Raw genomic sequence first — 24705 nt, 5'->3', positions numbered from 1 at the left:
TGCTCAGGCCGCCCGGGCACCGGCAGCCCGTCCCACGACAACGACCCCTGCTGCACGGACACCGGCTTCTGCGCCGAGGCCGGCGGCGGTTGCGGCCGGGCCGGACGAGGACGAAGGTCCGCGTCTGGTGCGTCGCCCCGGTGGCGCGGTGCGCCCCGTCGTCGCGCCGAAGGCCACCCAGAAGCCCGGCCCGCAGAAGCAGCGCGGCCGCCTGACCGTCGTCACCGCGCTCAACGCCGACGACGTACGCGAGCGCTCGATCGCTTCATTCCGTCGCCGCACGCAGCGCCTGAAGGGGCATGCGTCTAACGAGCCGAAGGAAAAGCTGATCCGCGAAGTCATCATTCCGGAAGCGATCACGATCCAGGAACTCGCGAACCGCATGTCGGAACGCGCGGTCGACGTCATCCGCATGCTGATGAAGCAGGGCGCGATGCACAAGATCACCGACGTGATCGATTCCGACACCGCCCAGCTGATCGCGGAAGAACTCGGCCACAGCGTCAAGCGCGTCGCCGCGTCGGACGTGGAAGAAGGCCTGTTCGACGTCGTCGACGATTCCACCGACACCGAGCCGCGTTCGCCGGTGGTCACCGTCATGGGTCACGTCGACCACGGCAAGACCTCGCTGCTCGACGCACTGCGCCACGCCAACGTGGTGTCGGGCGAAGCCGGCGGTATCACCCAGCACATCGGCGCCTATCAGGTGGTCTCGCCCGAGACCGGCACCAAGATCACCTTCATCGACACGCCGGGCCACGCCGCGTTCACCGCGATGCGCGCCCGCGGCGCCAAGGTCACCGACATCGTCGTGCTGGTGGTCGCGGCCGATGACGGCGTGATGCCGCAGACGATCGAAGCGATCAACCACGCCAAGGCGGCCAAGGTGCCGATGATCGTCGCGATCAACAAGATCGACAAGCCCGATGCGCGGCCCGAGCGCGTGCGCACCGAACTGCTGCAGCACGAGGTGCAGGTCGAATCGCTCGGCGGCGACGTCGTCGACGTCGAGGTCTCGGCCAAGAACAAGACCAATCTCGACCGCTTGCTCGAGATGATCGCGCTGCAGGCCGAAATCCTCGACCTGAAGACCAATTCGCAGCGTCCGGCGGAAGGCACCGTGATCGAAGCCAAGCTCGATCGCGGCCGCGGTCCGGTCGCGACCGTGCTGGTGCAGCGCGGCACGCTGCGCATCGGCGACATCATCGTGGCCGGCGCCGAGATGGGCCGCGTCCGCGCGCTGATCTCCGATCAGGGCGAGAATCTCGAAGAGGCCGGTCCGTCCGTGCCGGTCGAGGTGCTCGGCTTCAACGGTCCGCCAGAAGCCGGCGACCGTCTCGCCGTCGTCGAGAACGAAGCCCGCGCCCGCCAGGTCACGAGCTACCGCGCGCACCAGAAGCGCGAGAACGCGGCTGCCTCGATCTCCGGCATGCGCGGCTCGCTCGAGCAGATGATGTCGCAGCTCAAGACCGCGGGCCGCAAGGAGTTCCCGCTGATCGTCAAGGCCGACGTGCAAGGCTCGCTGGAAGCGATCCTGGGCTCGCTCGAGAAGCTCGGCACCGACGAAGTCGCCGCCCGCATCCTGCATGCCGGCGTCGGCGGCATCTCGGAGTCCGACGTCACGCTGGCGGAAGGCTTCAACGCCGCGATCATCGGCTTCTCGGTCCGAGCCAACAAGGAAGCGGCGGCCGCGGCCAAGCGCAACGGCATCGAGATCCGCTACTACAACATCATCTACGATCTCGTGGATGACATCAAAAAGGCGATGTCCGGCCTGCTCGCGCCCACGCTGCGCGAAACCATGCTGGGCAACGCGCAGATCCTGGAAGTGTTCAACATTTCCAAGGTCGGCAAGGTCGCGGGTTGCCGCGTCACCGACGGCACCGTGGAACGCGGCGCCAATGTTCGCCTGATCCGCGACAACGTCGTGGTGCACGAAGGCAAGCTGTCGACGCTGAAGCGCTTCAAGGATGAAGTGAAGGAAGTGGTCGCCGGCCAGGAGTGTGGCATGGCATTCGAGAACTACGGCGACATGCGTGTCGGCGACGTGATCGAATGTTACCGCATCGAGACGATCCAGCGCTCTCTGTAAGTCCAAATCTTACGAAGCGCAGATCTTGACTGAAAATGCGACGACGTGGCCGGACATTAGTCCGGCCACCAGCGCATTGCCCGATTGAAAGCAACGCTAAGACATTGATGCCCGCGGCCACGGCCTGCGGGCGTGACGGTTTTGGAAAAAGGTCATGCCCCGTCAAAAGAAGAGTTCCAGCCCCGGCGGATCACAACGTCAGCTGCGCGTCGGCGAAACCGTTCGCCATGCAGTTGCCGAGATCCTGTCGCAGGGTGACGTCCACGATCCCGATCTCGAAGGTCACATCATCACCGTTCCCGAGGTGCGTATGTCGCCGGACCTGAAGCTCGCGACGATCTACGTGATGCCGCTCGGCGGCCGCGACACCGACACGGTGATATCCGCGCTCGAGCGCAACAAGAAGTTCCTGCGCGGCGAGATCGCACATCGCGTCAACCTGAAATTTGCGCCCGACATCCGCTTCCGCGTCGACGAGCGGTTCGACGAGGCGGCGCGCATCGACAAACTACTGCGGACACCTGCGGTGCAGCGAGACCTTGCACCCGATTCGGACGACGAGGAATGACTGTGATGACGACCAACAGCGTTATCGACGCGAAGGATGCCGACGCGCGCGACGCTGAACGGGACGCTTTTGCCGGGCAGCGCACCGACGATGCGCGCCGCGCCAACAACGACCCGCGCCAGAAGCAGGGCCGGCAGAACCAGCAGCCACGCCGCGACAAGCGCGACGTCCATGGCTGGGTGGTGCTCGACAAGCCGATCGGGATGACCTCGACCCAGGCGGTCGCCGTGCTCAAGCGCCTGTTCCAGGCCAAGCGCGCCGGTCATGCCGGCACGCTCGATCCGCTCGCCTCCGGCGGGCTGCCGATCGCACTCGGCGAGGCCACCAAGACCGTGCCGTTCGTGATGGACGGCCGCAAGCGCTACCGCTTCACGGTGGCCTGGGGCGAGGAACGCGACACCGACGACACCGAGGGACGGCCGGTCAGGACCAGCGACGAGCGGCCGACCGCCGATTCGATCCGTCAGCTGCTGCCGCGCTTCACCGGGGTGATCGAGCAGATCCCGCCGCAATATTCGGCCATCAAGGTGCAGGGTGAGCGGGCCTACGACCTGGCGCGTGACGGCGAGACCGTGGAACTGAAGCCCCGCCCGGTCGAGATTCACGAATTAACCCTTGTGGAACATGGCGATAATGGCCAGTCCGTATTTGAGGCCGAATGCGGCAAGGGAACCTATGTCCGGGCCCTGGCCCGCGATATGGGCCGGATTCTGGGCTGTTTCGGCCATATCTGCGCCCTGCGGCGGACCCTTGTCGGTCCGTTTACCGAGCGGGACATGATTCCGCTGGAACAGTTGGAGGCTTTATGCAATAGAGCCGCGTCTGGCGAGGGAAGCCTCGCCGACGCGCTTTTGCCCGTTGAGACCGCGCTGGACGACATCCCGGCACTGGCCGTCACACGGGCTGATGCGGCAAGGCTCCATCGGGGCCAGGCCGTTTTGTTGCGCGGACGGGATGCGCCCAATACCAGCGGCACAGTCTATGTCACGGTGGCAGGCCGACTTCTCGCGCTTGCCGAAATTGGCAACGGCGAACTCATCCCCAAGCGCGTGTTCAACCTGAACGGACTGACTGCCGGTCCGGCTCGCAACAATGAAAGTAACTGACGATGTCGATTACCGCCGAACGCAAAGCGGAAGTCATCAAGACGAATGCCAACAAGGCCGGCGACACCGGCTCGCCCGAGGTTCAGGTCGCGATCCTGTCGGAACGCATCAATAACCTCACCGAGCACTTCAAGAGCCACGTGAAGGACAACCATTCACGCCGCGGCCTCCTGAAGCTCGTGTCGACGCGTCGCTCCCTGCTTGACTACATCAAGCGCAAGGACGAGGCGCGCTACAAGGCGCTGCTCGAGAAGCACAACATCCGTCGTTGATTTGAGAAGCACGCGCGCGAGGTTTCGCGCGCGTTTTCGTATGGTCGCCCGCAAAGTCGGGCTTTCGAATTGTCGAAAGATGATCATGCGCAGCATGGCAATGACGCCATGCCAACTAGCGTCCAGCAGCAATCCGGCCGCTGGACCGGGCAAGATGCCCAGATGACCGAAAGGATGGACGCCATCCGAAATCCAGGGACCATGGCAGGATCGCCGGATGCTGATCGCACCAAGCGCATCAGTATCTCGCCGTCTTGGCATGGTCTTTGTGTTTCAGGGCGCCGTGCTTTCGTGAAACCATGAAAGAAAACCGAAATGTTCAATTCGCATTCCGTCGAGATCGACTGGGGTGGACGTCCCCTCAAACTTGAAACCGGCAAGATCGCCCGCCAGGCCGACGGCGCCGTGATGGCGACCTACGGCGAGACCGTGGTGCTCGCCACCGTCGTCGCGGCGAAGGCGGCGCGCGAAGGCGTCGACTTCCTGCCGCTCACGGTCGACTACCAGGAGAAGACCTACGCTGCGGGCCGCATTCCCGGCGGCTATTTCAAGCGCGAAGGCCGTCCGACCGAGAAGGAGACGCTGGTCTCCCGCCTGATCGACCGCCCGATCCGTCCGCTGTTCGTCGACGGCTGGCGCAACGAGACCCAGGTGATCGTCACCGTGCTTTCGCACGACATGGAGAACGATCCGGACATCGTCTCGCTGGTCGCCGCCTCCGCCGCCCTGACGCTGTCGGGCGCACCGTTCAAGGGCCCGATCGGCGCCGCGCGCGTCGGCTTCGCCAATGACGAATACGTACTCAACCCGACGCTCGACGAAATGACCGAGACCCAACTCGATCTCGTCGTCGCCGGCACCGCCGACGCCGTGCTGATGGTGGAATCGGAAGCCAAGGAGCTCAACGAAGACGTGATGCTCGGCGCGGTCATGTTCGGCCACCGCCACTTCCAGCCTGTGATCAACGCGATCATCGAGCTTGCCGAGAAGGCCGCCAAGGAGCCGCGCGAAGTCACCACGATCGACAATTCGGAGATCGAGAAGGAGATGCTCGGCATCGCCGAGCAGGAGCTGCGCAAGGCCTATGCGATCCCGGTCAAGCAGGAACGCTACGCCGCGGTCGGCGCCGTCAAGGAGAAGGTGCTCGCGCACTTCTTCCCGGAAGGCCAGGAGCCGAAATACGACAAGCTCCGCGTCGCCGGCGTGTTCAAGGAACTGGAAGCCAAGATCGTTCGCTGGAACATCCTCGACACCGGCAAGCGCATCGACGGCCGTGATGCCAAGACCGTGCGCAACATCATCGCCGAAGCCGGCATCCTGCCGCGCGCCCACGGCTCGGCGCTGTTCACCCGCGGTGAGACCCAGGCGGTGGTCGTGACCACGCTCGGCACCGGAGAGGACGAGCAGTACATCGATGCGCTGTCGGGGACGTACAAGGAAACGTTCCTGCTGCACTACAACTTCCCGCCCTACTCGGTCGGTGAAACCGGTCGTCTCGGCGGCACCAAGCGCCGCGAGATCGGACACGGCAAGCTCGCCTGGCGCGCGATCCACCCGGTGCTGCCGCCGCACCACGAGTTCCCGTACACGATCCGCGTGGTCTCCGAGATCACCGAGTCGAACGGCTCGTCCTCGATGGCCTCGGTGTGCGGCGCCTCGCTGTCGCTGATGGACGCCGGCGTGCCGCTGAAGCGGCCGACCGCCGGTATCGCCATGGGCCTGATCCTCGAGGGTCAGCGCTTCGCGGTGCTGTCGGACATCCTCGGTGACGAGGATCATCTCGGCGACATGGACTTCAAGGTCGCCGGCACCGACCAGGGCATCACCTCGCTCCAGATGGACATCAAGATCGAGGGCATCACCGAGGAAATCATGCGCGTCGCCCTTGGCCAGGCCAAGGACGGGCGCATCCACATCCTCGGCGAGATGGCCAAGGCCCTGACCGCGCGCGCGCGAGCTCGGCGAATACGCACCGCGCATCGAGACCTTCAAGATCGCCACCGACAAGATCCGCGAAGTGATCGGCACCGGCGGCAAGGTGATCCGTGAGATCGTCGAGAAGACCGGCGCCAAGGTCAACATCGAGGACGACGGCACCGTGAAGGTCGCCTCCAATGACGGCGAGGCGATGAAGGCTGCGATCAAGTGGATCAAGTCGATCGCCTCCGATCCGGAGATCGGCCAGATCTACGAGGGCACCGTCGTCAAGGTGATGGAGTTCGGCGCGTTCGTGAACTTCTTCGGCGCCAAGGACGGTCTGGTCCATATCAGCCAGCTCGCGGCCAGCCGCGTGCAGAAGACCTCGGACGTCGTCAAGGAAGGCGACAAGGTCAAGGTCAAGCTGCTCGGCTTCGACGATCGCGGCAAGACCCGCCTGTCGATGAAGGCGGTCGACCAGGAGACCGGCGAGGACCTCGAGGCCAAGCAGAAGAGCGACGCTCCGGCGCCGCGCGAAGCCGCCGGCGAGTAAGCCTGTTTGGAACGAATCCACGAAGGGCGGCCGAAAGGCCGCCCTTTTTGTTTGGTCCGATGCCTGAACGCGGGAGGCGCCCGCCTGGACGATGCGAGATTCCGACGCAGCGTCACAATGACCGTCTTCGAAACGGCTTAACGTGGCTTGCGCGTATCTCGCTATGCTCTGTCGTACAACAGGGCTTCAGGTCAGGAGGAATCGATGTCACCCATATCCCGCCGCCATCTCGTGCTCGCGGCAACCACGGCTGCCGCGGTCGCAGCGGCGCCGCGCTTCGTGTTCGCCCAAGCTGCTACACAGGCCCCGGCCGGACCTTTCAAGGTCGATCCGCTGACCTATCCCGCCAATGCGCTGGAGCCGCATATCGACGCCAGGACGATGGAGATCCATCACGACCGGCATCATCAGGCCTACGTCGCCAATCTCAACACCTTCGCCAAGGACAATCCGCAGATCGCGGAAAGGCCGATCACCGACGTACTCGCCAATCTCGGTAACGTACCGGAAGTGATCCGCACCGGTGTGCGCAACAACATGGGCGGCCATGCCAACCACACGATGTTCTGGCAGATCATGGGGCCGAACGGCGGCAAGCCCGATGGCGAGGTGCTCGCCGCAATCGACCGCGACCTCGGCGGCATGGAAAAGCTCCAGACCGACTTCAACGCCGCCGGCGGACGCGTGTTCGGCTCCGGCTGGGTGTTCGTCACCGTCACCAAGGACGGCAAGCTCGCGATTGAGACGCGGCCGAACCAGGACAATCCGATCATGGACGGCAAGCGCGCGCTGCTCGGCAACGACGTCTGGGAGCACGCCTATTACCTGACCTACCAGAACCGCCGGCCGGATTACCTCAAGGCCTGGTGGAACACGGTGAACTGGAAGGCCGTGGCGGAGCGCTATGCGGCAGCAAAGGCCGGCACGCTCGGCGTGTGAGCCGCCGCAAGGCTCCCTCGCCCGACGAGGTCTGGCTGAAATGCGTCCGCGAGAACGAAAAGGCCTGGCGCTGGTACGAGCGCGAGGGATTTGTATTCGAGAAGGAAGCACCCAATCCGGTCACTGGCTTCATGATGAAGCACTACCGGTGGGAGCGAACAAAACCGCACATCGGAGGCTAATCCATGATCAAGCTGTACTGGTCGCCGCGCTCGCGCTCGTTCTCCGCCATCTGGCTCCTGGAAGAATCCGGCCTGCCGTACGAACGGGTGCTGACCGATATCAGCACGGGCGCACAGAAGTCGCCGGACTTTCTCAAGATCAATCCGATGGGCAAGGTGCCGGCGTTGACCGACGGCGACGCAAAGCTCGCCGAGGCGGCGGCGATCTGCGCCTACATCGCCGACCGCTATCCCGAGACGAAGCTTGCGCCGGCCGTGACCGACCCGAAGCGCGCACGCTATCTGCAATGGCTGTTCTTCTCGCCGAGCTGTATCGAGCCGGCGCTGATCCAGCTCTTCACCAAGCTCGAGGTGCCGACCAGCACCGCGGCATGGGGCAGCGCGGCGCTGGTGTTCGACGTGCTCGACGCCGAGCTGCAGAAGGGGCCGTGGATCCTCGGCGATCAGTTCTCCGCCGCCGACATCGCGATCGGCGCCGGGCTGAACTTCGCCGTGCGCATCTTCAAGATGGTGCCGCCGCGGCCGTCGTTCGAGGCCTATATCGGCCGCTGCGTGGCGCGGCCCGCGTTCCAGCGCGCGGAGAAGATCGCGGCGGGGTGAGATTACAGTCGCCTGGCCCGGATGAAGCGAAGCGCAATCCGGGCTACGTAGCAGTGGAGTTCCGAGCGACCTACCCCAGGACGACGCGCGGATCGACGTCCTGCGTGTAGTCGACGCCGTCGATGCCGAAGCCGAACAGGCGGAGGAACTGGCTCTTGTATTCGCCGAGATCCGCCAGTTCACCGAGTGTCTCGGTGGTGAGCAGCGGCCAGCGCCGCGACACTTCCGTCTGCACCTCGGGCGAAAGCTCCCAGTCGTCGACCCGGATGCGCTGCGCGTCATCGAGCGCGACGTCCTTGCCGAGGCGGGTGCGGAACAGGCGGTCGATCTGCTCGATGCAGCCTTCGTGCAGGCCGAGCTGCTTCATCACCTTGAACAGCACGGTGCCATAGAGCGGCACCACCGGAATCGCCGAGCTTGCCTGGGTGACCACGGCCTTCAGTGCAACGACGCGGGCGGCGTCCGCACCGAGCCGGCCGCGGATCGCTTCCGCCTTGCTGTCGAGATCGACCTTGGCGCGGCCGAGCGTGCCGTTCCAGTAGATCGGCCAGGTCAGCTCGCTGCCGATATAGGTGTAGTTGAGCGTGCGGAAGCCCGGCGCCAGCACGCCGGCGTCGGCGAGCTGGTCGATCCAGCGCTTCCAGTCGTCGCCGCCCATCACCGCGACGGTCGCCGCGGTCTGCTCCTCGTTCGCCGGCTCAAGGGTCGTCTCGAACACCTCGCCGGTCTCGGTGTCGAGCGTCTTGATCTCCACCGGGGCGCCGAGTGGCTTGATGACCGAACGATAGGTCTTGCCGGTGTCGGGATCGGTCCGGACCGGCGCGGCCATGCTGTAGACCAGCAGATCGAGCTGGCCGAACTTTTCACGCACACGCTCGATGAAGGCCTTCTTCAGCTCGTCGGAGAAGGCGTCGCCCTCCAGGGTGAGCGGAGACCGGCCGATCTTCTGGGCTTCGATCTCGAAGGCGCGGTTGTTGTACCAGCCGGCGCTGGCGCTTCTCTTTTCCGACGGCTCGCGCTCCAGCGACACGCCGATCGTGTCGGCGCCGCCGGCGAAGGTCGCAACGATGCGGCTCGCGAGGCCGTAGCCCGTCGAGCAGCCCAGCACGGCAACGCGCTTCGGGCAGTCAGCAACCGGGCCCTGCTTGAGGACATAGGCGATCTGTTCGCGGACATTGGTGGCGCAGCCGACGGGATGTGCCGTCGTGCAGATGAAGCCTCGCACGCGCGGTTCGATAATCATTCCCACCCCATTTTCGGATCGTTGCAATAACCCCATTCGCCGGCTGCGGACCTCCTTCAGCAAGCGAAGAGAGGCGAAATCAGGCGTCAAGCCGCCTGAACACCAGCGTCGCATTGGTGCCGCCGAAGCCGAACGAGTTCGACAGCACAGTGGTGAGCTTGGCGTTGTCGATGCGCTTGCGCACGATCGGCATGTCGGCGAAGGCCGGATCAAGCTCGGTGATGTGTGCGCTCTCGCAGACGAAGCCGTTGTTGAGCATCAGCAGCGAGTAGATCGCTTCCTGCACGCCGGTCGCGCCGAGCGAATGGCCGGTCAGCGCCTTGGTCGCCGAGATCGGCGGGCACTTGTCGCCGGTGCCGAACACCTTGCGGATCGCCTCGATCTCCGGCGGATCGCCGGCCGGCGTCGAGGTGGCGTGCGGATTGATGTAGTCGACCGGCGTGTTCACCGTCGACATCGCCATGCGCATGCAGCGCTCGGCGCCCTCGCCCGACGGCGCCACCATGTCGTAACCATCCGAGGTCGCGCCGTAGCCGACGACCTCGCCGTAGATCCGCGCGCCGCGCGCCTTGGCATGCTCGAGCTCTTCCAGCACGACAACGCCTGCGCCACCGGCGATCACGAAACCGTCGCGGCTGATGTCGTAGGGGCGCGAGGCCGTCGCCGGCGTATCGTTGTATTTCGAAGACATGGCGCCCATGGCGTCGAACAGCACCGACAGCGTCCAGTCGAGTTCCTCGCAGCCGCCGGCGAAGATGATGTCCTGCTTGCCGATCTGGATCGTCTCATAGGCGTTGCCGATGCAGTGGTTCGACGTCGCGCAAGCCGAAGAGATCGAGTAGTTCACGCCCTTGATCTTGAACCAGGTCGCGAGCGTTGCCGACGCGGTCGACGACATGCCCTTCGGCACAGCGAACGGACCGACGCGCTTCGGCCCCTTGGCGCGCGCGATGTCGGCGGCCTCCACCAGCGTGCGTGTCGACGGTCCGCCGGATCCCATGATGATGCCGGTGCGGACGTTGGAGACTTCGTTCTCCTCGAGACCGGAGTCGCGGATCGCCTGCTCCATGGCGACGTGATTCCAAGCGGCACCTTCGGCAAGGAAGCGCATTGCGCGGCGATCGATCACCTCGGCAGGATTGAGTGTCGGCGCGCCATGCACCTGCGACCGGAAGCCGAGTTCCGCGGCCTTCTCCGCACGCGAAATGCCCGACTTCGCCTCATAGAGGCTCGCAAGCACTTCCTGGGTGTTGTTACCGATGGACGAGACAATGCCCATCCCCGTGATGACAACCCGCCTCATGTTCGCCTCGCCCTGCCTTTATGTTGCCGCCTGATCATCCTGCTCAAGATGGCGCCGTGCCCTGCTTGAACAATCCGACCTTCAAGTCCTTGGCGCGATAAATAATCTCGTCGTCCATGGAAAGCCACCCGTCGGCAATTCCAAGCACGAGCTTTGACCGCATCACGCGCTTGATGTCGATGTTGTACACAACCTTGCGCGCGTGCGGCAGCACCTGTCCGGAGAACTTCAGCTCGCCGAGGCCGAGTGCGCGACCGCGACCTTCGCCTCCGATCCAGCCAAGGTAAAAGCCGACCATTTGCCACATCGCGTCGAGACCGAGGCAGCCCGGCATCACCGGATCGTTCTTGAAATGACAGCCGAAGAACCAGAGATCCGGTTTCACCTCGAGCTCGGCGCGTACCAGCCCCTTGCCGTACTCGCCGCCGGTCTCCGAAATCTCGCTGATCCGATCGAACATGAGCATCGGCGGCAACGGCAACTGGGCGTTGCCGGGACCGAAAAGCTCGCCCCGCCCGCAAGCCAGCAAATCCTCGTATTCGTAACCGCCGCGCCGATCCAGCATCCTCTATCCACCTCTGATATCCCGATGAAGCGCTCTTGCTTGGTCGGACCTTAATCTACCCACGGGAACCGGAATAACCCGCCCCGCATCTTGGCGCTACCTGGGTACGCTACCGGCCTGTTATCTCTGCCGAAAGCGCATATGTGGTCCGCGCGCTCTCTAACATAGGGTTATTTGGGCGGCAAAGCGGCATTCCATTGATAAATTGCGGTCTCTCCTTAGGTTTCTACCGCAGCTTGGATTCGTTCTAGTTGCGAAAAACTTGCATCTGATAGCCATCCTTTTTATATTTATGAGGAATATTGCCTGAGTTGGGTGCATAGAGTGGACATGAACGACGAAGTACCGGCTGTGAACGACGATGCCGTGCACCCGGATGCCCGGGGCGCTGGGCACCACCCTGCCCTGACCGGCTGCCCGTGGCATGACGTCAACGAGATGCTGCAGTCTGCCGGCCTCCGGCCCACCCGTCAGCGCATGGCGCTGGGTTGGCTGCTGTTCGGCAAGGGCGCGCGCCACCTGACCGCTGAAATGCTGTACGAGGAAGCCACGCTGGCCAAGGTTCCGGTGTCGCTGGCGACCGTCTACAACACGCTCAACCAGCTGACCGATGCCGGCCTGCTGCGTCAGGTCAGCGTCGACGGCACCAAGACCTATTTCGACACCAACGTGTCGACGCATCACCACTTCTATCTCGAACATAATCACGAGCTGGTCGACATTCCCGACCCGAACCTCGTGCTGTCGAAGATGCCCAACGTGCCGGATGGCTACGAGATTTCCCGCGTCGACATGGTCGTGCGGCTGCGCAAGAAGCGCTGATCCGTCTTACCGTCGATTTGAGTTGCGATGGCCGGGCTCGTCCCGGCCATTTCATTTGGGGACGAGGAAACTCAGTCCACCTTCTCGTCGGCGTAGACGCCCCACAGGCGCTGCTGCTCGATCCAGCCGTCGAACCCGTTGCCGGTCACCCGGCACCAGTTATTGGCGCATTTCTTGACCTGCGCGACGACGCCGGCCTGCAGGCGCGCCGCGATGGCGCTGGTGGCGTCGGGACGATCGTAGAGCGAGGCCAGATCGTCCTTGTTCTTCATGGTGACGACCGCGGTGCGGCGGCCGGACAGCAGGGAATGATAGACCCAGCCTTCGGCCCCTTCGGAATCGCGCACCCGGCGCCAGTTCTCGAACTCGGCGGTGATTTCGACCGGCAGCCCCGATCGGGTGTAGACCCAGGCGACGTCGTTGTCCTTGGTCGGGCCGGCGCGGACGTTCACATGATCGGATTTCAGGCTGACATAGCGCGGAATCGGCAGGCCGCTGGTGGTGGGGCTCAAATCCTTGGCGGAATGTCCGGGCATGACCGACGCACTCAGCATGCTCCCGACCAGCGCCACCAATGAACCAAAACGCCAGACCATCAACTCGTCTCCTGCCGAGATGCCCAACCCGCATTCGGCGAGCTGCAACCCAAACCCAAATCCAAATCCAAACCCCTGCCCGAAGGCCCCTGCACCCGCGCCGTTCGTCCCCTGCACGCATGGATCCGGGGGGTTCTTGTCTTGGCCCGGCCTTCTGCTAGAGAGGACGGAACGCCTGAGAGCGAGAACACCCGAATTTCCCCTGACGAAAGCCGGGGCAAGTATCGGGGAACCCTAGGAAACGCGAAGGAAACGCCGGGACAGCACGGCTTTCAGCAGTGTCGAACAACCGGGTTAATGAGGCCTGAACGGCTCGGTTTTTGGCGAGCCGTGCGCCCCATGAAAGCAGGACATGTCGGTAAAGAAAAAGCCTCTCGTCGTCGTCACCCGCAAGCTGCCGGACTCGATCGAGACCCGGATGCGCGAGCTGTTCGACGCCAGACTGAATCTCGACGACACGCCGATGACGCCGGAACAGATCGCCGAGGCGGCGAGGACCGCCGACGTGCTGGTGCCGACCGTGACCGACATGGTCCGCGAGGACGTGATCAATCAGCCCGACTGCAAGCTGAAGATGATCGCCAATTTCGGCAACGGCGTCGACAATATCGACGTCGCCGCTGCCCACGCCCGCGGCATCACGGTGACCAACACCCCGAAGGTGCTGACCGAGGACACCGCCGACATGACCATGGCGCTGATCCTCGCGGTGCCGCGGCGCCTGATCGAGGGCGCCTCGATCCTGACCGAAGGCAAGCAGCACTGGGCCGGCTGGTCACCGACCTGGATGCTTGGCCACCGCATCGGGGGAAAGAGGCTCGGCATCGTCGGCATGGGCCGCATCGGCCAGGCCGTGGCGCGCCGTGCCCGCGCCTTCGGCCTGCAGATCCACTATCACAACCGCCGCCCGGTGGCGCCCATGATCGCCGAAGAGCTCGGGGCGACCTATTGGGAAAGCCTCGACCAGATGCTGGCGCGGATGGACATCATCTCGGTGAACTGCCCGCACACGCCGGCGACCTATCATCTGCTCTCGGCGCGGCGGCTCAAGCTGATCCGGAAAGAGGCGTATGTCGTCAACACCGCGCGCGGCGAGGTGATCGACGAGGACACGCTGGTCAAGCTGATCGAAGCCGGCGATATCGGCGGCGCAGCCCTCGACGTCTATGAGCACGAGCCCGCGGTGAACCCGAAGCTGGTGCGGCTCGCCAGAGCCGGCAAGGTGACGCTGCTGCCGCATATGGGCTCCGCCACCATCGAAGGCCGGGTCGAGATGGGCGAGAAGGTGATCATCAACATCCGAACCTTCCTCGACGCCCACAAGCCGCCGGATCGCGTGCTGCCGAGCATGCTGTAGGGGTCGCGTAGCCGGTTCATCGAAACGGCGGCCAAAATATCGAAAACAACCCCATGCAAAGTAGCCGGTGCAGCCGGCCCCCCCCTTGAGGGCCCCTGGAGGGGAAGGGTCAGCTCACATGAAGCGAAGCGGAGTGTGAGATGGGGTGGGGTGATCTCTCAACGCGGACAGCGTTCGAGTGGAGAGACCGTCACCCCACCTCGTCGCGCATTTCATTCGCGCCATCTATCTGGTCTTCCGCCGCGCCTGCTTGCGCCAGTCGGCGACGAACGACACGAAGGCGGCGAGCGCGGGCGGTGGCTGGCGACGGCTGGGATAATAGAGGAACGGCCCGTCGAACGGCGGGCACCAATCGTCGAGCACGCTGACCAGTGCGCCGGATTTGATGCCGTAGCGGACATAGCCCTCGAACGTCGCCCAGTAGCCGACGCCGTCATGGACCGCGCGCAGCGCAAGGCCGAGATAGGTCGCAGTCAGCTTGGCCGGCGGCGACACCTTCACCAGGCGGCCATTCTTCTCGAACTCCCAATCGAACATCACGCCGTTGCTGAAGCGGCTGCGGATGCAGGCATGCGTCAGCAGATCCTTCGGATGCATCGGCCGGCCGTGCTTCGCGACATAGTCGCTCGACGCCACCACCGCGTAGCGCTGGGGCGCACCGAGCGGCACCGCGACCATGTCCTGCGCCAGATGCTCGCCATAGCGCACGCCGGCGTCAAAACCCTGCGCGACGATGTCCACGAACGCACTCTCGGCCACGACATCGAGGTCGACCTGCGGATATCTGCCGAGGAACGGCGCGATCATCGGCGCCAGCACCAGATCGACCACAGGCGGCGGCGCGTTGATCCGCAGCCGCCCCGACGGCTCGGCGCGCAGGCCGCGCACCTCGGTGATCGCGTCGGCGACGTTGACCATGGCCGGCGCGACACGGGCGAGCAGCAGCTCGCCGGCTTCGGTCAGCGATACGCTGCGGGTGGTGCGGTTCATCAGGCGGACGCCGAGCCGTTCCTCCATGTCGCGCAGACGCTGGCTGAGGCTCGAAACAGAGACGCGGCTCTCCAGCGCGGCACGCCGGAAGTTGCGCGTGCGCGCCACCGCCACGAAGGCGTCGAGGTCGCGAAGGTCGAAATCCTGCATTGTTCGATACAGTGAACAAGCCATTCCGGATTGTCCAGCTTATCCCGAAAGGCGGATCGGCCCATATCAGCCGCGTCATTTGCCGGCGGATCTTCCGCCGGCACGCTTTGGGAACTCCATCATGGACACACGCAAACTCGGTTCCACCGGCCCTAAGGTCTCGCAGATCGGGCTCGGCTGCATGGGCATGTCCGACTTCTACGGCCCGACCGACCGCAGCGAGAGCATCGCCACGATCCATGCCGCGCTCGATGCCGGCATCACGCTGCTCGATACCGGCGACTTCTACGGCATGGGCCACAACGAGATGCTGATCGGCGAGGCGATGAAGAGCCGCAGCCGCGACAATCTCGTGATCAGCGTCAAGTTCGGCGCGCTGCGCGATCGCAACTATGGCTTTCACGGCTATGACAGCCGTCCGGTCGCCGTGAAGAATTTCGTCGCCTATTCGCTGCAGCGGCTCGGCGTCGACCACATCGACATCTACCGCCCGGCGCGGCTCGATCCCAACGTGCCGATCGAGGACACGGTCGGCGCGATGGCCGACATGATCAAGGCCGGCTGGATCAAACATATCGGTCTGTCCGAGGTTGGCTCGGACACCATCCGCCGCGCGCACAAGGTGCATCCGATCGCCGATCTGCAGATCGAATATTCACTGGTGTCGCGCGGCATCGAGACCGACATCCTGAACACCTGCCGCGAGCTCGGCATCGGCATATCAGCCTATGGCGTGCTGGCGCGCGGCCTGATCAGCGGGCACTGGTCGAAGGACCGCGCCGGTGCAAAGGATTTCCGCCTGCTCAGCCCGCGCTTCCAGGCTGGCAACATCGACACCAACCTCGCGCTGGCGGATCGGCTGCGTGTCATCGCCGGCGAGATCGGCGCCTCGCCGGCACAGGTCGCGATTGCCTGGGTCGCAGCGCAGGGCAAGGACATCGTGCCGCTGGTCGGCGCGCGGCGCCGCGAGCGGCTGACCGAAGCACTCGGCGCGCTCGATGTGAAACTGACAGCGGCGCATCTTGCCGCACTCGCCGAGGCATTTCCGCCCGGCGCCGCCGCCGGCGGACGTTATCCGGAAGAGCATCTCCGGCACATGGATAGCGAGAAGTCCGCGACGGCGTCTTAACCAACTACAGATGCCCGCTCAGATCGGTGATGGCAGGAGCATCACCATTGAGCGGGTTCTGCGGATCGCGCGCGTAGCGCAGGGTTTCGAACCGCATCGCGCGCGCATCCACCATCAGCAGGCGGCCGACCAGGCCCTCGCCGAAGCCGACGATCTCGCGGATCGCCTCCAGCGCCATCATCGATCCCAGCACGCCGGCGAGTGCGCCCATCACGCCGGCCTCGGCGCAGGCCGGCACCGTGCCGGGCGGCGGCGCCTCCGGGAACAGGCAGCGATAGGTCGGGTTGAACACCCCTTCCGCATTCTTCTCGTGGGCGCGGATCGTGGTCAGCGAGCCGTCGAACTGGCTCAGCGCCGCGGTGATCAGCGTCCGCTTCGCAAGGAAGCAGGCATCGGCGACGAGATAGCGGGTCTCGAAATTGTCGGAGCCGTCGAGCACCAGATCGTAATTCGCAATCAGCGCCAGCGCATTGCCGGCAGTGAGCCGCATCGGATGCGCCTCGAACGCAACATGCGGATTGAGCGCGTGGATCTGAGCCGCGGCGCTGTCGACCTTGCGCTTGCCTATATCGGATGTCGTATGGATGATCTGGCGCTGCAAATTGGACAGCGAGACGATATCGTCATCGATTACGCCGAGCCGGCCGACGCCGGCGGCAGCCAGATACATCAGCACCGGCGCACCGAGGCCGCCGGCGCCGATCACCAGCACGGAGGCTTGCTTCAACGCATTCTGCCCCGGGCCGCCCACCTCGCGCAGCACGATGTGGCGGGCGTAGCGTTCGAGTTCGTCAGCACTCAGCATGATGATGTCCTGCGCGCTGTTCCCTGAACCGGAGCGCGGTTGTTGCCGACCAAGCAGATGTGCTTAATTGCGTGGACGTCAATGGTTTCAGTCATTTCCCCGGATTTGTCATGAGATTGGTGCTTTCGGCAACATTGATCGTCGCGGCTGCAGGCGCGGCGCATGCCCAGTTGACGCCGCCGACGACGGCCGGGGCCAAGCCGAAAACGGTGACGACCGTGCCGGTTCGCCCCGCGCTGCAAAAGCCGGAGGATACCGCGGGCGCGATGGCGCAGGCCGAGCGGCTGGCGCTGCAATCCGACCTCGCCTGGGTCGGCGAATATAACGGCGCGATTACCGGCGACGTCAGCGAGCGCATGGTCAATGCGATCAAGGAATTCCAGAAAAACCGCGGCGGCAAACCGACCGGCGTGCTGAACCCGCAGGAGCGCGGCGTGCTCGCCGACACCGCGCGGCGGAAGCAGGAGAGCGTCGGCTGGCGCATCGTTACCGAACCTGCCACCGGAGCGCGGCTCGGCATTCCCACAAAATTGGTGCCGCAGCTCACCAGCGATGCCTCCGGCGCCAAATGGACTTCACCCACCGGCACTGTTCAGGTGCTGCTGACCCGGCGCAAGGAAGCGAGCCCGACCACCGCAAAGCTTGCCGAGCAGGAAAAGAAGGAGCCGGCCGGCCGCACCATCGACTACACCGTGGTGAAGCCGGATTTCTTCGTGCTGTCGGGCATGCAGGGGCTGAAGAAGTTCTATCTGCGCGGCACCTTGAAGGGCGACGAGGTGCGCATCCTCACTATCCTCTATGACCAGGCGATGCAGACCACCGTCGAGCCGGTGGTGATCGCGATGTCGAGCGCCTTCAACGCATTTCCAACGGGCGTGCAGGCCGGCCCGCCGCCGCGCAAGACCGTCGAATATGCCACCGGCGTCGCGGTCAGCGATGATGGCGCGATCATAACTGACCGCGTCGCGACCAACGACTGCATCGCGCTGACGATCCCGGGTTACGGCAATGCCGACCGGGTCGCCGAGGACAAGGAACATGATCTCGCTCTGCTGCGCATCTATGGGGCGCGCGGGCTGAAGCCGCTCAGCATCGCAGGCCAGGCGACACAGACCGCGCTCGACATCACCGGCATCGCCGATCCGCAGAACCAGGGCGGCGGCGCGGCCGCGAGCAGCGTCAAGGCATCAGTGGCGCAACTCGGCGGCGGCGACCAGGCGCTGTCACCGCCGCCTGCGCTCGGGTTCTCCGGCGCGGCGGCGCTCGACGGTGGCGGCAAGTTTGCCGGCATCGCGCTGCTGAAGCCTGTCATCGTTGCAGGCCCCGCGAACGCGGCACCACCGGCGCAGGCCGCGCTGGTGCCTGCCGATACGGTGCGCACCTTCCTGAAGGCACATGGCGTCACCGCAGCGGGCGAATCGGCGGACGCCAAATCCGCCGTGGTTCGCGTGATCTGCGTCAGGAAGTAGGATGCTGTCATCGGCCGCGCATGCGGGCGATCGGGTATTCCAGAGACTCCTGTGATTCAGCCACGGCTCTCCCCAGGCGTCGTTCTGGCGAAAGCCAGGACCCATAACCACCGCATTCGGCGATGAAACCGGACGTTGCCCCGGCGTCGCGCAACAATGAGATTTGGGGTAATGGGTCCTGGCTTTCGCTAGGACGACGTTGAGGCTGGTGCAGCGTAGTCCGCGTCACCTCAACGCAAACCGCACGCCGGCGCGAGCCAGGCCACCGGCAATGCCGACGGGCGTGCCGTCGGCGCGCCAGCAGGCCGCGCCCGACATCGTGCCGTCAGCGTGGAACTGGATCGCGTTCATGCCACCGGCGACAGTCGGCACCACCTGCACCTTGTGGCCCTTCGCAGCGAGCCCGGCACGGACGGTCTCCGGCACCGCCTGCTCGACCTCGAGCGCATTGCCCTCGGTCCAGACCCGCGGCGCTTCGACCGCTTCCTGCAGGCTCATGCCGTGGTCGATCAAATTGATCAGCGCCTGCATCGCGCTCGGGAAGATGCGCTTTCCGCCGGGCAGGCCGAGCGCGTAAGCAAGCCTGCCGTCGCGCAGCGCCATCATCGGCGACATCGAGGTGGTGACGCGCTTGCCTGCGGCCAGCGACAGCGCATGCCCCGGCCGCGGATCGAACAGGTTCATGTAGTTGTTCGGCACCGTGCCGAGGCCCGGGATCAGGACCTTGGCCCCGAACAGATTGTTGATGGTCTGGGTGGTCGCGACCACATTGCCCATCGCATCCGCCGCGGTCATGTGCGTGGTGTGCGCGCTTTCGAGCTGGGTGACGCCGGCGCTCCAGGTCTGCGCCCGGTTCGGATCGATCGCGCGGCGGCGCTCCTCGGCATAAGCCTTCGAGGTCAGCCGCTCCACCGGCACGTTGATATAGGCGGGATCGCCGCTCGCGGCTTCACGGTCGGCAAAGGCGATCTTCAGCACCTCGGCAAGGTAATGAATCGTCTCGGTGGTGCCGAAGCCGAGCTGTGCGATGTCATAGCCTTCGAGGATATTGAGCATCTCCGTGATGTGCACGCCCGACGCCGCGGGCGGCGGGGGCCCGAGGATTTCCCAGCCGCGGTAGTCGCAGCGGATCGGCTGCCGCTCGACGGTCTTGTAGGTCGCGAGATCTTCCTGCGCGATGAAGCCGCCGTTCTTCTTCATGTAGTCGACCAGGATGTCGCCGAGCGGCCCCTGGTAGAGCGCGTTGTCGCCGTGATCGGCGATGTATCTCAGCGTTTCGGCATACTCCGCCTGCACCACGCGCTCGCCGGGCTTCAGCGGCGTGCCGTTGGGCAGATAGATCGCCGAGATCGGCTTGTCCTTCAGCATCTCCTCGGCGCCGTCGGTGATGCATTCGTGCAGATAGGGCGTCGCCGCATAGCCGCGCGCCGCATGCTTGATCGCGGGCTGCATCACGTCGGCGAGGCTCATGGTGCCGAAACGGCGCAGCGTTTCGCACCAGGCCTTCAGCGAGCCCGGCACCGCGACCGCCTTCGGCCCGTTCAAATTCTCGTTGCCGACGGTGTCGAACACGTCATGCGCCGAGCCGGGCTTCGAGGTGTAGGTATCGGGCTTCACCGCCTTCGGCACCGTGCTCTGGCCGTCGATGAAGCGATGGCTGCCGTCGGCAAGACGAATATGCGCCATGCCGCCGCCGATGATGCCGACCATCATCGGCTCGACCACGGTCAGCGTGAACAAAGTGGCGATTGCCGCATCGATCGCATTGCCGCCGGCAGCGAGCATCTCGGCGCCCGCGCTCGATGCCAACGGATGATTGCTCACCACCATGCCGCGGCTGCTGCTGGCCGGCTGCTTCTCACATTGAAAACTTGCCGCGGTGCGGTCGCGCCAATTGCCGCTCATGAATTCGCACTCCCTTTGTTGTTATTTCTGGCACTTCGGGCACCAGAACGTCGAGCGGCCGTTCTGGGTGAAGCGCCTGACGATACCCTCGCAGCCCGACGTGCGGCACGTCTCGCCTTCGCGGTCGTAGACCTGGAACGAATGCTGGAAGTAGCCGAGATCGCCGTTGGTCAGCCGATGGTCGCTGATCGAGGAACCGCCGGCCTTGATCGCCTGGTTGAGCACCGAATGGATCGCATCGACCACCCGCTTGGCATGGTCGGTCGGCTCGGCCTTTTTGGTCGCAAGCGTAGCGGCCAATCGCCGCGGCGACAGGTGCGAACGGAACAGCACCTCGCAGACATAGATATTGCCAAGCCCCGCCACCACGCGCTGATCGAGCAGCGCCGCTTTCAGGCTGGTCTTCTTGTTATGGCAGGAGCGCGCCAGCATCGTCGCGTCGAACTCGTTGCCGAGCGGTTCGGGTCCAAGCCCCTTCAACAGCGGCTCATCCTCGATCGCATTGCGGGCGATGATCTTCATGTAACCGAACCGCCTGGGATCGTTGAACACGACCGCCGCGCCCGAGGACATGTGGAACACGACGTGATCATGCGCGCGATCGTCGCTGCGCGGATGGTGGAATTGCCCCGGCGTCGCCGCGCCGTCCTGCTTCAGCACGCGGAACGAGCCCGACATGCCCAGATGCATCAGCAGCACGTCGCCGGAGTTCAGGTCCGCCATCAAATATTTGGCGCGGCGGCCGAGCCCGGTGATGGTCTGACCCTCGAGCCGGGCGATAAAGTCCTTTTGAAATGGAAACCGCAAATCCTTGCGGCGGGCCTCGGCCTTGAGGATTTTGGACCCTTCCATGGCCGGTTGCAGGCCGCGGCGGACGGTCTCGACTTCGGGTAATTCCGGCATGGCAGGCATTCACCTTTTGGAAGTGACGTGATAGCGCCATTGCGGCCGCCGCGCTATGGTTTGGCTGGAGCGTTTTCGAGCGAACTGGGCCCCGGTTCGCCGTGAAGAGAACGCGACCAAAAGGTAAGAGTGTGAGTTGATGGATCGGCCGGATCAAACCACCCATTTCGGCTTCAGGGACGTGCCCCTGGGCGAGAAGCAGACGCTGGTGAACGACGTGTTTCACAGCGTGGCGTCACGCTACGACTTGATGAACGATCTGATGTCGGTCGGGCTGCACCGGGCCTGGAAGGACGTCATGATCACGACGCTCGATCCGCCGAAGGGCGACCGGCCGTTCGCGCTGCTCGACGTCGCCGGCGGCACCGGCGACATCTCGTTCCGGGCCGCCAAGGCCGCGGGCACCGGCTTCCATGCCACCGTCTGCGACATCAATACCGACATGCTTGCCGTCGGCCGCGAGCGCGCCACCAGGCAGCATCTCGATGACCGCGTCTCGTTCGTCGAGGGCAATGCAGAGGCGTTGGCTTTCGCCGATCGCGCATTCGACGCCTACACCATCGCGTTCGGCATCCGCAACGTGCCGCAGATCGAGCTGGCGCTGCGCGAGGCCTATCGGGTGCTCAAGCCGGGCAGCCGCTTCCTGTGCCTGGAATTCTCCACCGTCGACGTGCCCGGCCTCGACCGGATCTACGATCTGTTTTCCTTCAAGGTGATTCCGCCGCTCGGCCGCGCCGTCACCGGCGACGCTGAGTCCTATCAATATCTCGTCGAATCGATCCGCAAATTCCCGCGGCCGAACGCGTTCGCCGAGATGATCGGCGCCGCCGGCTTTGCGCGCGTGAAGTGGCAGAGCCTCTCCGGCGGCATCGTGGCGCTGCATTCGGGCTGGCGTTTGTGATCTCTGCACTGACCCACATCGCGCGGCTTGCCCGCGCCGGTTTCGTGTTTGCGCGCGAAGGCGTGTTCGGCGTCGTCGATCCCGCGCTGGTGCCGCCGCCCGGGCAACTCGCATTGAAGATGGCGCGATTGATCGAGCGCCGCTCGGCCAAGTCAGGTCCGCGGCTGTCGCGCGCGCTGACCCGGCTCGGGCCGGCCTATCTCAAGCTCGGGCAATTCCTCGCCACCCGCCCAGACGTGGTCGGCGTGGCAATGGCGCGCGATCTCGAAAGCTTGCAGGACCGGCTGCCGCCATTCGCACAGGAAGAGGCCGAGACCGTTATCACGCAATCGCTGGAACGGCCGGTATCGCAGGCCTTTGCGCATCTCGGACCTGCGGTGGCTGCCGCCTCGATCGCGCAGGTGCATCGCGCCGAGGTCGAGCGCGACGGCGTGCGGCAGCAGGTTGCGGTCAAGGTGCTGCGGCCCAACGTCGCCGCGCGCTTCCGCCGCGACCTCAGCGACTTCTTCTTTGTCGCGCACAAGGCCGAGGCGCATTCCGCCGAGGCCCGGCGCTTGAGGCTGATCGAAGTCATCAACACCATGTCGCGCTCGGTCGCGATGGAGATGGACCTGCGGCTCGAAGCGGCCGCGCTGTCCGAGATGGCCGAGAACACGCGCGACGATCCGGATTTCCGCGTGCCCACCGTGGATTGGGATCGCACCGCGCACAGCGTGCTGACCATGGAGTGGATCGACGGCATTGCGCTGAACGATCATGCGCGGCTGGCGCAGGCCCAGGTCGACCTGCCGGATCTCGGCCGCAAGGTGATCCAGAGCTTCCTGCGCCACGCGCTGCGCGACGGCTTCTTCCATGCCGACATGCATCCGGGCAATCTGTTCCTCGACGAGACCGGCCGCCTCGTTGCGGTGGATTTCGGCATCATGGGCCGACTCGGGATGAAGGAACGGCGCTTCCTGGCCGAGATCCTGCTCGGCTTCATCACCCGCGACTATCGCCGCGTTGCCGAAGTGCATTTCGAGGCCGGCTATGTGCCGGGCCATCATTCGGTGGAGAATTTCGCGCAGGCGATCCGGGCCATCGGCGAGCCGATCCACAATCGCACCGCCGAGGAAATCTCGATGGCGAAGCTCCTGACGCTTCTGCTCGAGGTCACCGGCCTGTTCGACATGCAGACGCGGCCCGAACTGATCCTGCTGCAGAAGACCATGGTGGTGGTCGAGGGCGTGGCGCGCGGCTTCGACCCCAAGCTCGACATCTGGAAGATCGCCGACCCCGTCGTGCGCGAATGGATCACGCACAATCTCGGGCCCGCCGGTCGCATCCAGGGCGCGATTTCGGGTGCGGGCGAGCTCGGTCGCGTCCTCGCCAATTTGCCGTCGATTGCCAACCGCGCCGTGACCGTGCTGGAGCAGCTCGAGACCATGACCCGGGAGGGTCACATGCTGTCGTCGGACTCGATCGACGAAATGGCCCGCGCCGAGGCCCGCAAGGCGCGGGTGCAGACCGTCGGCCTCTGGGTCATTGCGATCGCCTCCATCGCAATCTTCTTCGCCATCCGCGCGCACTGATTGCAATGCATGCATCATGTGATAGCATCGCTGTCACATTTGAGTATGATGCCTGAGGGCACGCCATGGCCAGCCTGACCATCCGCAAACTCGACGACACGCTGAAGGCCTATCTGCGGCTGCGTTCCGCCAAGAACGGACGCTCGGTCGAAGAGGAGGTCCGGGTGATCCTCCGGGAGCTTGCAGGGGGCGGTACGGAGCCCACGGAGACGCCCACATCGGGTTCCCCGACGGTTACAGCTCCTGCTCCGCGGCCCGCCAGCGCGGCCGGCGAGCCCAAGGTGACCCTGATCATCGGCGGCGGGATTGCGGCCTACAAGGCGCTGGATCTGATCCGGCGGCTCAAGGAACGGCACATCCAGGTCCGCTGCGTGCTGACCAAGGCGGCGCAGCAATTCGTGACCCCGCTCGCCGCCAGCGCGCTGTCGCATGAGCGCGTCTACACCGATCTGTTCGACGCCGAGAGCGAATTCGACGCCGGCCATATCCGGCTGGCGCGGGACTGCGACCTGATCGTGGTGGCGCCGGCGACCGCCGACCTGATGGCCAAGATGGCGCAAGGCCATGCCGACGATCTCGCCACTGCCACCTTGCTCGCGGCCAACCGGCCGATCCTGCTGGCGCCGGCCATGAACCCGCTGATGTGGAACAACCCGGCCACCCGCCGCAACCTGCTGCAGCTCCGCCGCGACGGCGTCCACACCGTCGGCCCCAATGCGGGCGAGATGGCGGAAGCCGGCGAGGCCGGCGTCGGGCGGATGGCCGAG

General features: G+C 64.9%; 21 protein-coding genes and 2 pseudogenes. 15 read left to right on the top strand and 8 right to left on the bottom strand.

The window, feature by feature from the left end:
* From infB to H8A92_RS29685, 8 genes and pseudogenes are all read left to right on the top strand, one after another.
* Nucleotides 1–2092, top strand: a 2092-nt coding sequence (gene infB / locus H8A92_RS29720; protein ID WP_229199031.1) for a translation initiation factor IF-2, incomplete at its 5' end; no start/stop codon positions are given.
* Between the two features lie 154 nt (nucleotides 2093–2246).
* The gene (gene rbfA / locus H8A92_RS29715; RefSeq protein ID WP_229199030.1) at nucleotides 2247–2660 is read left to right on the top strand and encodes a 30S ribosome-binding factor RbfA; all 414 of its coding nucleotides are present in this window, start codon (nucleotides 2247–2249) and stop codon (nucleotides 2658–2660) included.
* A complete protein-coding gene (truB, locus tag H8A92_RS29710; RefSeq protein WP_229199029.1) occupies nucleotides 2657–3766 on the top strand; it encodes a tRNA pseudouridine(55) synthase TruB in 1110 nt (369 codons plus the stop codon). Before rbfA ends, truB begins: the two co-directional genes overlap by 4 nt.
* A 2-nt stretch (nucleotides 3767–3768) precedes the next feature.
* Nucleotides 3769–4038 (top strand): 30S ribosomal protein S15, encoded by a 270-nt coding sequence (gene rpsO / locus H8A92_RS29705; protein WP_016844725.1) that lies wholly within the window; start codon nucleotides 3769–3771, stop codon nucleotides 4036–4038.
* Nucleotides 4039–4353: 315 nt separating this feature from the next.
* Nucleotides 4354–6508 (top strand): annotated as a pseudogene (gene pnp / locus H8A92_RS29700) (polyribonucleotide nucleotidyltransferase).
* A gap of 204 nt (nucleotides 6509–6712) precedes the next feature.
* Nucleotides 6713–7447, top strand: coding sequence for a superoxide dismutase (locus tag H8A92_RS29695; protein WP_229199028.1), 735 nt, complete (start codon nucleotides 6713–6715; stop codon nucleotides 7445–7447).
* Nucleotides 7448–7467: 20 nt separating this feature from the next.
* Nucleotides 7468–7629 (top strand): annotated as a pseudogene (locus H8A92_RS29690) (GNAT family N-acetyltransferase); the annotation flags it as partial.
* A gap of 3 nt (nucleotides 7630–7632) precedes the next feature.
* Complete coding sequence (locus H8A92_RS29685) at nucleotides 7633–8229, top strand: glutathione S-transferase family protein (RefSeq protein WP_229199027.1); 597 nt, start codon at nucleotides 7633–7635, stop codon at nucleotides 8227–8229.
* A gap of 70 nt (nucleotides 8230–8299) precedes the next feature.
* Here H8A92_RS29685 and fabV read toward each other — a convergent pair whose 3' ends face one another.
* From fabV to fabA, 3 genes are all read right to left on the bottom strand, one after another.
* On the bottom strand, nucleotides 8300–9472 hold the full coding sequence (gene fabV, locus H8A92_RS29680; RefSeq protein WP_229199026.1) for an enoyl-ACP reductase FabV: 1173 nt from the start codon (nucleotides 9470–9472) through the stop codon (nucleotides 8300–8302).
* A gap of 79 nt (nucleotides 9473–9551) precedes the next feature.
* Nucleotides 9552–10775 (bottom strand): beta-ketoacyl-ACP synthase I, encoded by a 1224-nt coding sequence (fabB, locus tag H8A92_RS29675; RefSeq protein WP_163156884.1) that lies wholly within the window; start codon nucleotides 10773–10775, stop codon nucleotides 9552–9554.
* Between the two features lie 43 nt (nucleotides 10776–10818).
* Nucleotides 10819–11340, bottom strand: coding sequence for a 3-hydroxyacyl-[acyl-carrier-protein] dehydratase FabA (fabA, locus tag H8A92_RS29670; RefSeq protein WP_163156882.1), 522 nt, complete (start codon nucleotides 11338–11340; stop codon nucleotides 10819–10821).
* A gap of 330 nt (nucleotides 11341–11670) precedes the next feature.
* Here fabA and irrA point away from each other — a divergent pair, with 330 nt between their 5' ends.
* Complete coding sequence (irrA, locus tag H8A92_RS29665) at nucleotides 11671–12162, top strand: iron response transcriptional regulator IrrA (protein ID WP_274613510.1); 492 nt, start codon at nucleotides 11671–11673, stop codon at nucleotides 12160–12162.
* A 71-nt stretch (nucleotides 12163–12233) separates the two neighbouring features.
* Here irrA and H8A92_RS29660 read toward each other — a convergent pair whose 3' ends face one another.
* A complete protein-coding gene (locus tag H8A92_RS29660) occupies nucleotides 12234–12758 on the bottom strand; it encodes an SH3 domain-containing protein (protein ID WP_050406183.1) in 525 nt (174 codons plus the stop codon).
* A 352-nt stretch (nucleotides 12759–13110) separates the two neighbouring features.
* On the opposite strand from H8A92_RS29660, the gene H8A92_RS29655 reads away from it, so the two are divergent.
* The gene (locus tag H8A92_RS29655) at nucleotides 13111–14115 is read left to right on the top strand and encodes a 2-hydroxyacid dehydrogenase (protein WP_229199025.1); all 1005 of its coding nucleotides are present in this window, start codon (nucleotides 13111–13113) and stop codon (nucleotides 14113–14115) included.
* Between the two features lie 225 nt (nucleotides 14116–14340).
* Here H8A92_RS29655 and H8A92_RS29650 read toward each other — a convergent pair whose 3' ends face one another.
* Nucleotides 14341–15255 carry a LysR family transcriptional regulator gene (locus H8A92_RS29650; RefSeq protein WP_229199024.1) on the bottom strand — a complete coding sequence of 305 codons (915 nt, stop codon included), beginning with the start codon at nucleotides 15253–15255 and terminating at the stop codon, nucleotides 14341–14343.
* A 121-nt stretch (nucleotides 15256–15376) separates the two neighbouring features.
* Between H8A92_RS29650 and H8A92_RS29645 the strand changes: the two genes are divergently transcribed.
* A complete protein-coding gene (locus H8A92_RS29645; RefSeq protein ID WP_229199023.1) occupies nucleotides 15377–16384 on the top strand; it encodes an aldo/keto reductase in 1008 nt (335 codons plus the stop codon).
* Nucleotides 16385–16388: 4 nt separating this feature from the next.
* Here the strand turns inward: H8A92_RS29645 and H8A92_RS29640 are convergent, their stop codons facing one another.
* Nucleotides 16389–17189 (bottom strand): HesA/MoeB/ThiF family protein, encoded by an 801-nt coding sequence (locus tag H8A92_RS29640; RefSeq protein ID WP_229199022.1) that lies wholly within the window; start codon nucleotides 17187–17189, stop codon nucleotides 16389–16391.
* 110 nt (nucleotides 17190–17299) lie between these two features.
* Between H8A92_RS29640 and H8A92_RS29635 the strand changes: the two genes are divergently transcribed.
* Nucleotides 17300–18658 carry a serine protease gene (locus H8A92_RS29635; protein ID WP_229199021.1) on the top strand — a complete coding sequence of 453 codons (1359 nt, stop codon included), beginning with the start codon at nucleotides 17300–17302 and terminating at the stop codon, nucleotides 18656–18658.
* A 225-nt stretch (nucleotides 18659–18883) separates the two neighbouring features.
* Here H8A92_RS29635 and ggt read toward each other — a convergent pair whose 3' ends face one another.
* Together ggt and mutM are read right to left on the bottom strand one after the other, a co-directional pair.
* Nucleotides 18884–20563 carry a gamma-glutamyltransferase gene (gene ggt / locus H8A92_RS29630; RefSeq protein ID WP_229199020.1) on the bottom strand — a complete coding sequence of 560 codons (1680 nt, stop codon included), beginning with the start codon at nucleotides 20561–20563 and terminating at the stop codon, nucleotides 18884–18886.
* A 21-nt stretch (nucleotides 20564–20584) separates the two neighbouring features.
* On the bottom strand, nucleotides 20585–21466 hold the full coding sequence (gene mutM / locus H8A92_RS29625) for a bifunctional DNA-formamidopyrimidine glycosylase/DNA-(apurinic or apyrimidinic site) lyase (RefSeq protein WP_229199019.1): 882 nt from the start codon (nucleotides 21464–21466) through the stop codon (nucleotides 20585–20587).
* A 139-nt stretch (nucleotides 21467–21605) separates the two neighbouring features.
* On the opposite strand from mutM, the gene ubiE reads away from it, so the two are divergent.
* The 3 genes from ubiE to H8A92_RS29610 form a co-directional block, all read left to right on the top strand.
* Nucleotides 21606–22367, top strand: a complete 762-nt coding sequence (gene ubiE / locus H8A92_RS29620; RefSeq protein WP_229199018.1) for a bifunctional demethylmenaquinone methyltransferase/2-methoxy-6-polyprenyl-1,4-benzoquinol methylase UbiE — start codon at nucleotides 21606–21608, stop codon at nucleotides 22365–22367.
* A complete protein-coding gene (ubiB, locus tag H8A92_RS29615; protein WP_229199017.1) occupies nucleotides 22364–23938 on the top strand; it encodes a 2-polyprenylphenol 6-hydroxylase in 1575 nt (524 codons plus the stop codon). The genes ubiE and ubiB overlap by 4 nt, the downstream gene beginning before the upstream one ends.
* A gap of 65 nt (nucleotides 23939–24003) precedes the next feature.
* The coding region (locus H8A92_RS29610; protein WP_274613509.1) for a flavoprotein at nucleotides 24004–24705 on the top strand (702 nt) is incomplete at its 3' end.

The organism is Bradyrhizobium acaciae, from assembly GCF_020889785.1.
Classification (GTDB): Bacteria; Pseudomonadota; Alphaproteobacteria; order Rhizobiales; family Xanthobacteraceae; genus Bradyrhizobium; species Bradyrhizobium acaciae.
This window is presented reverse-complemented; position numbering and strand designations above follow the sequence as displayed.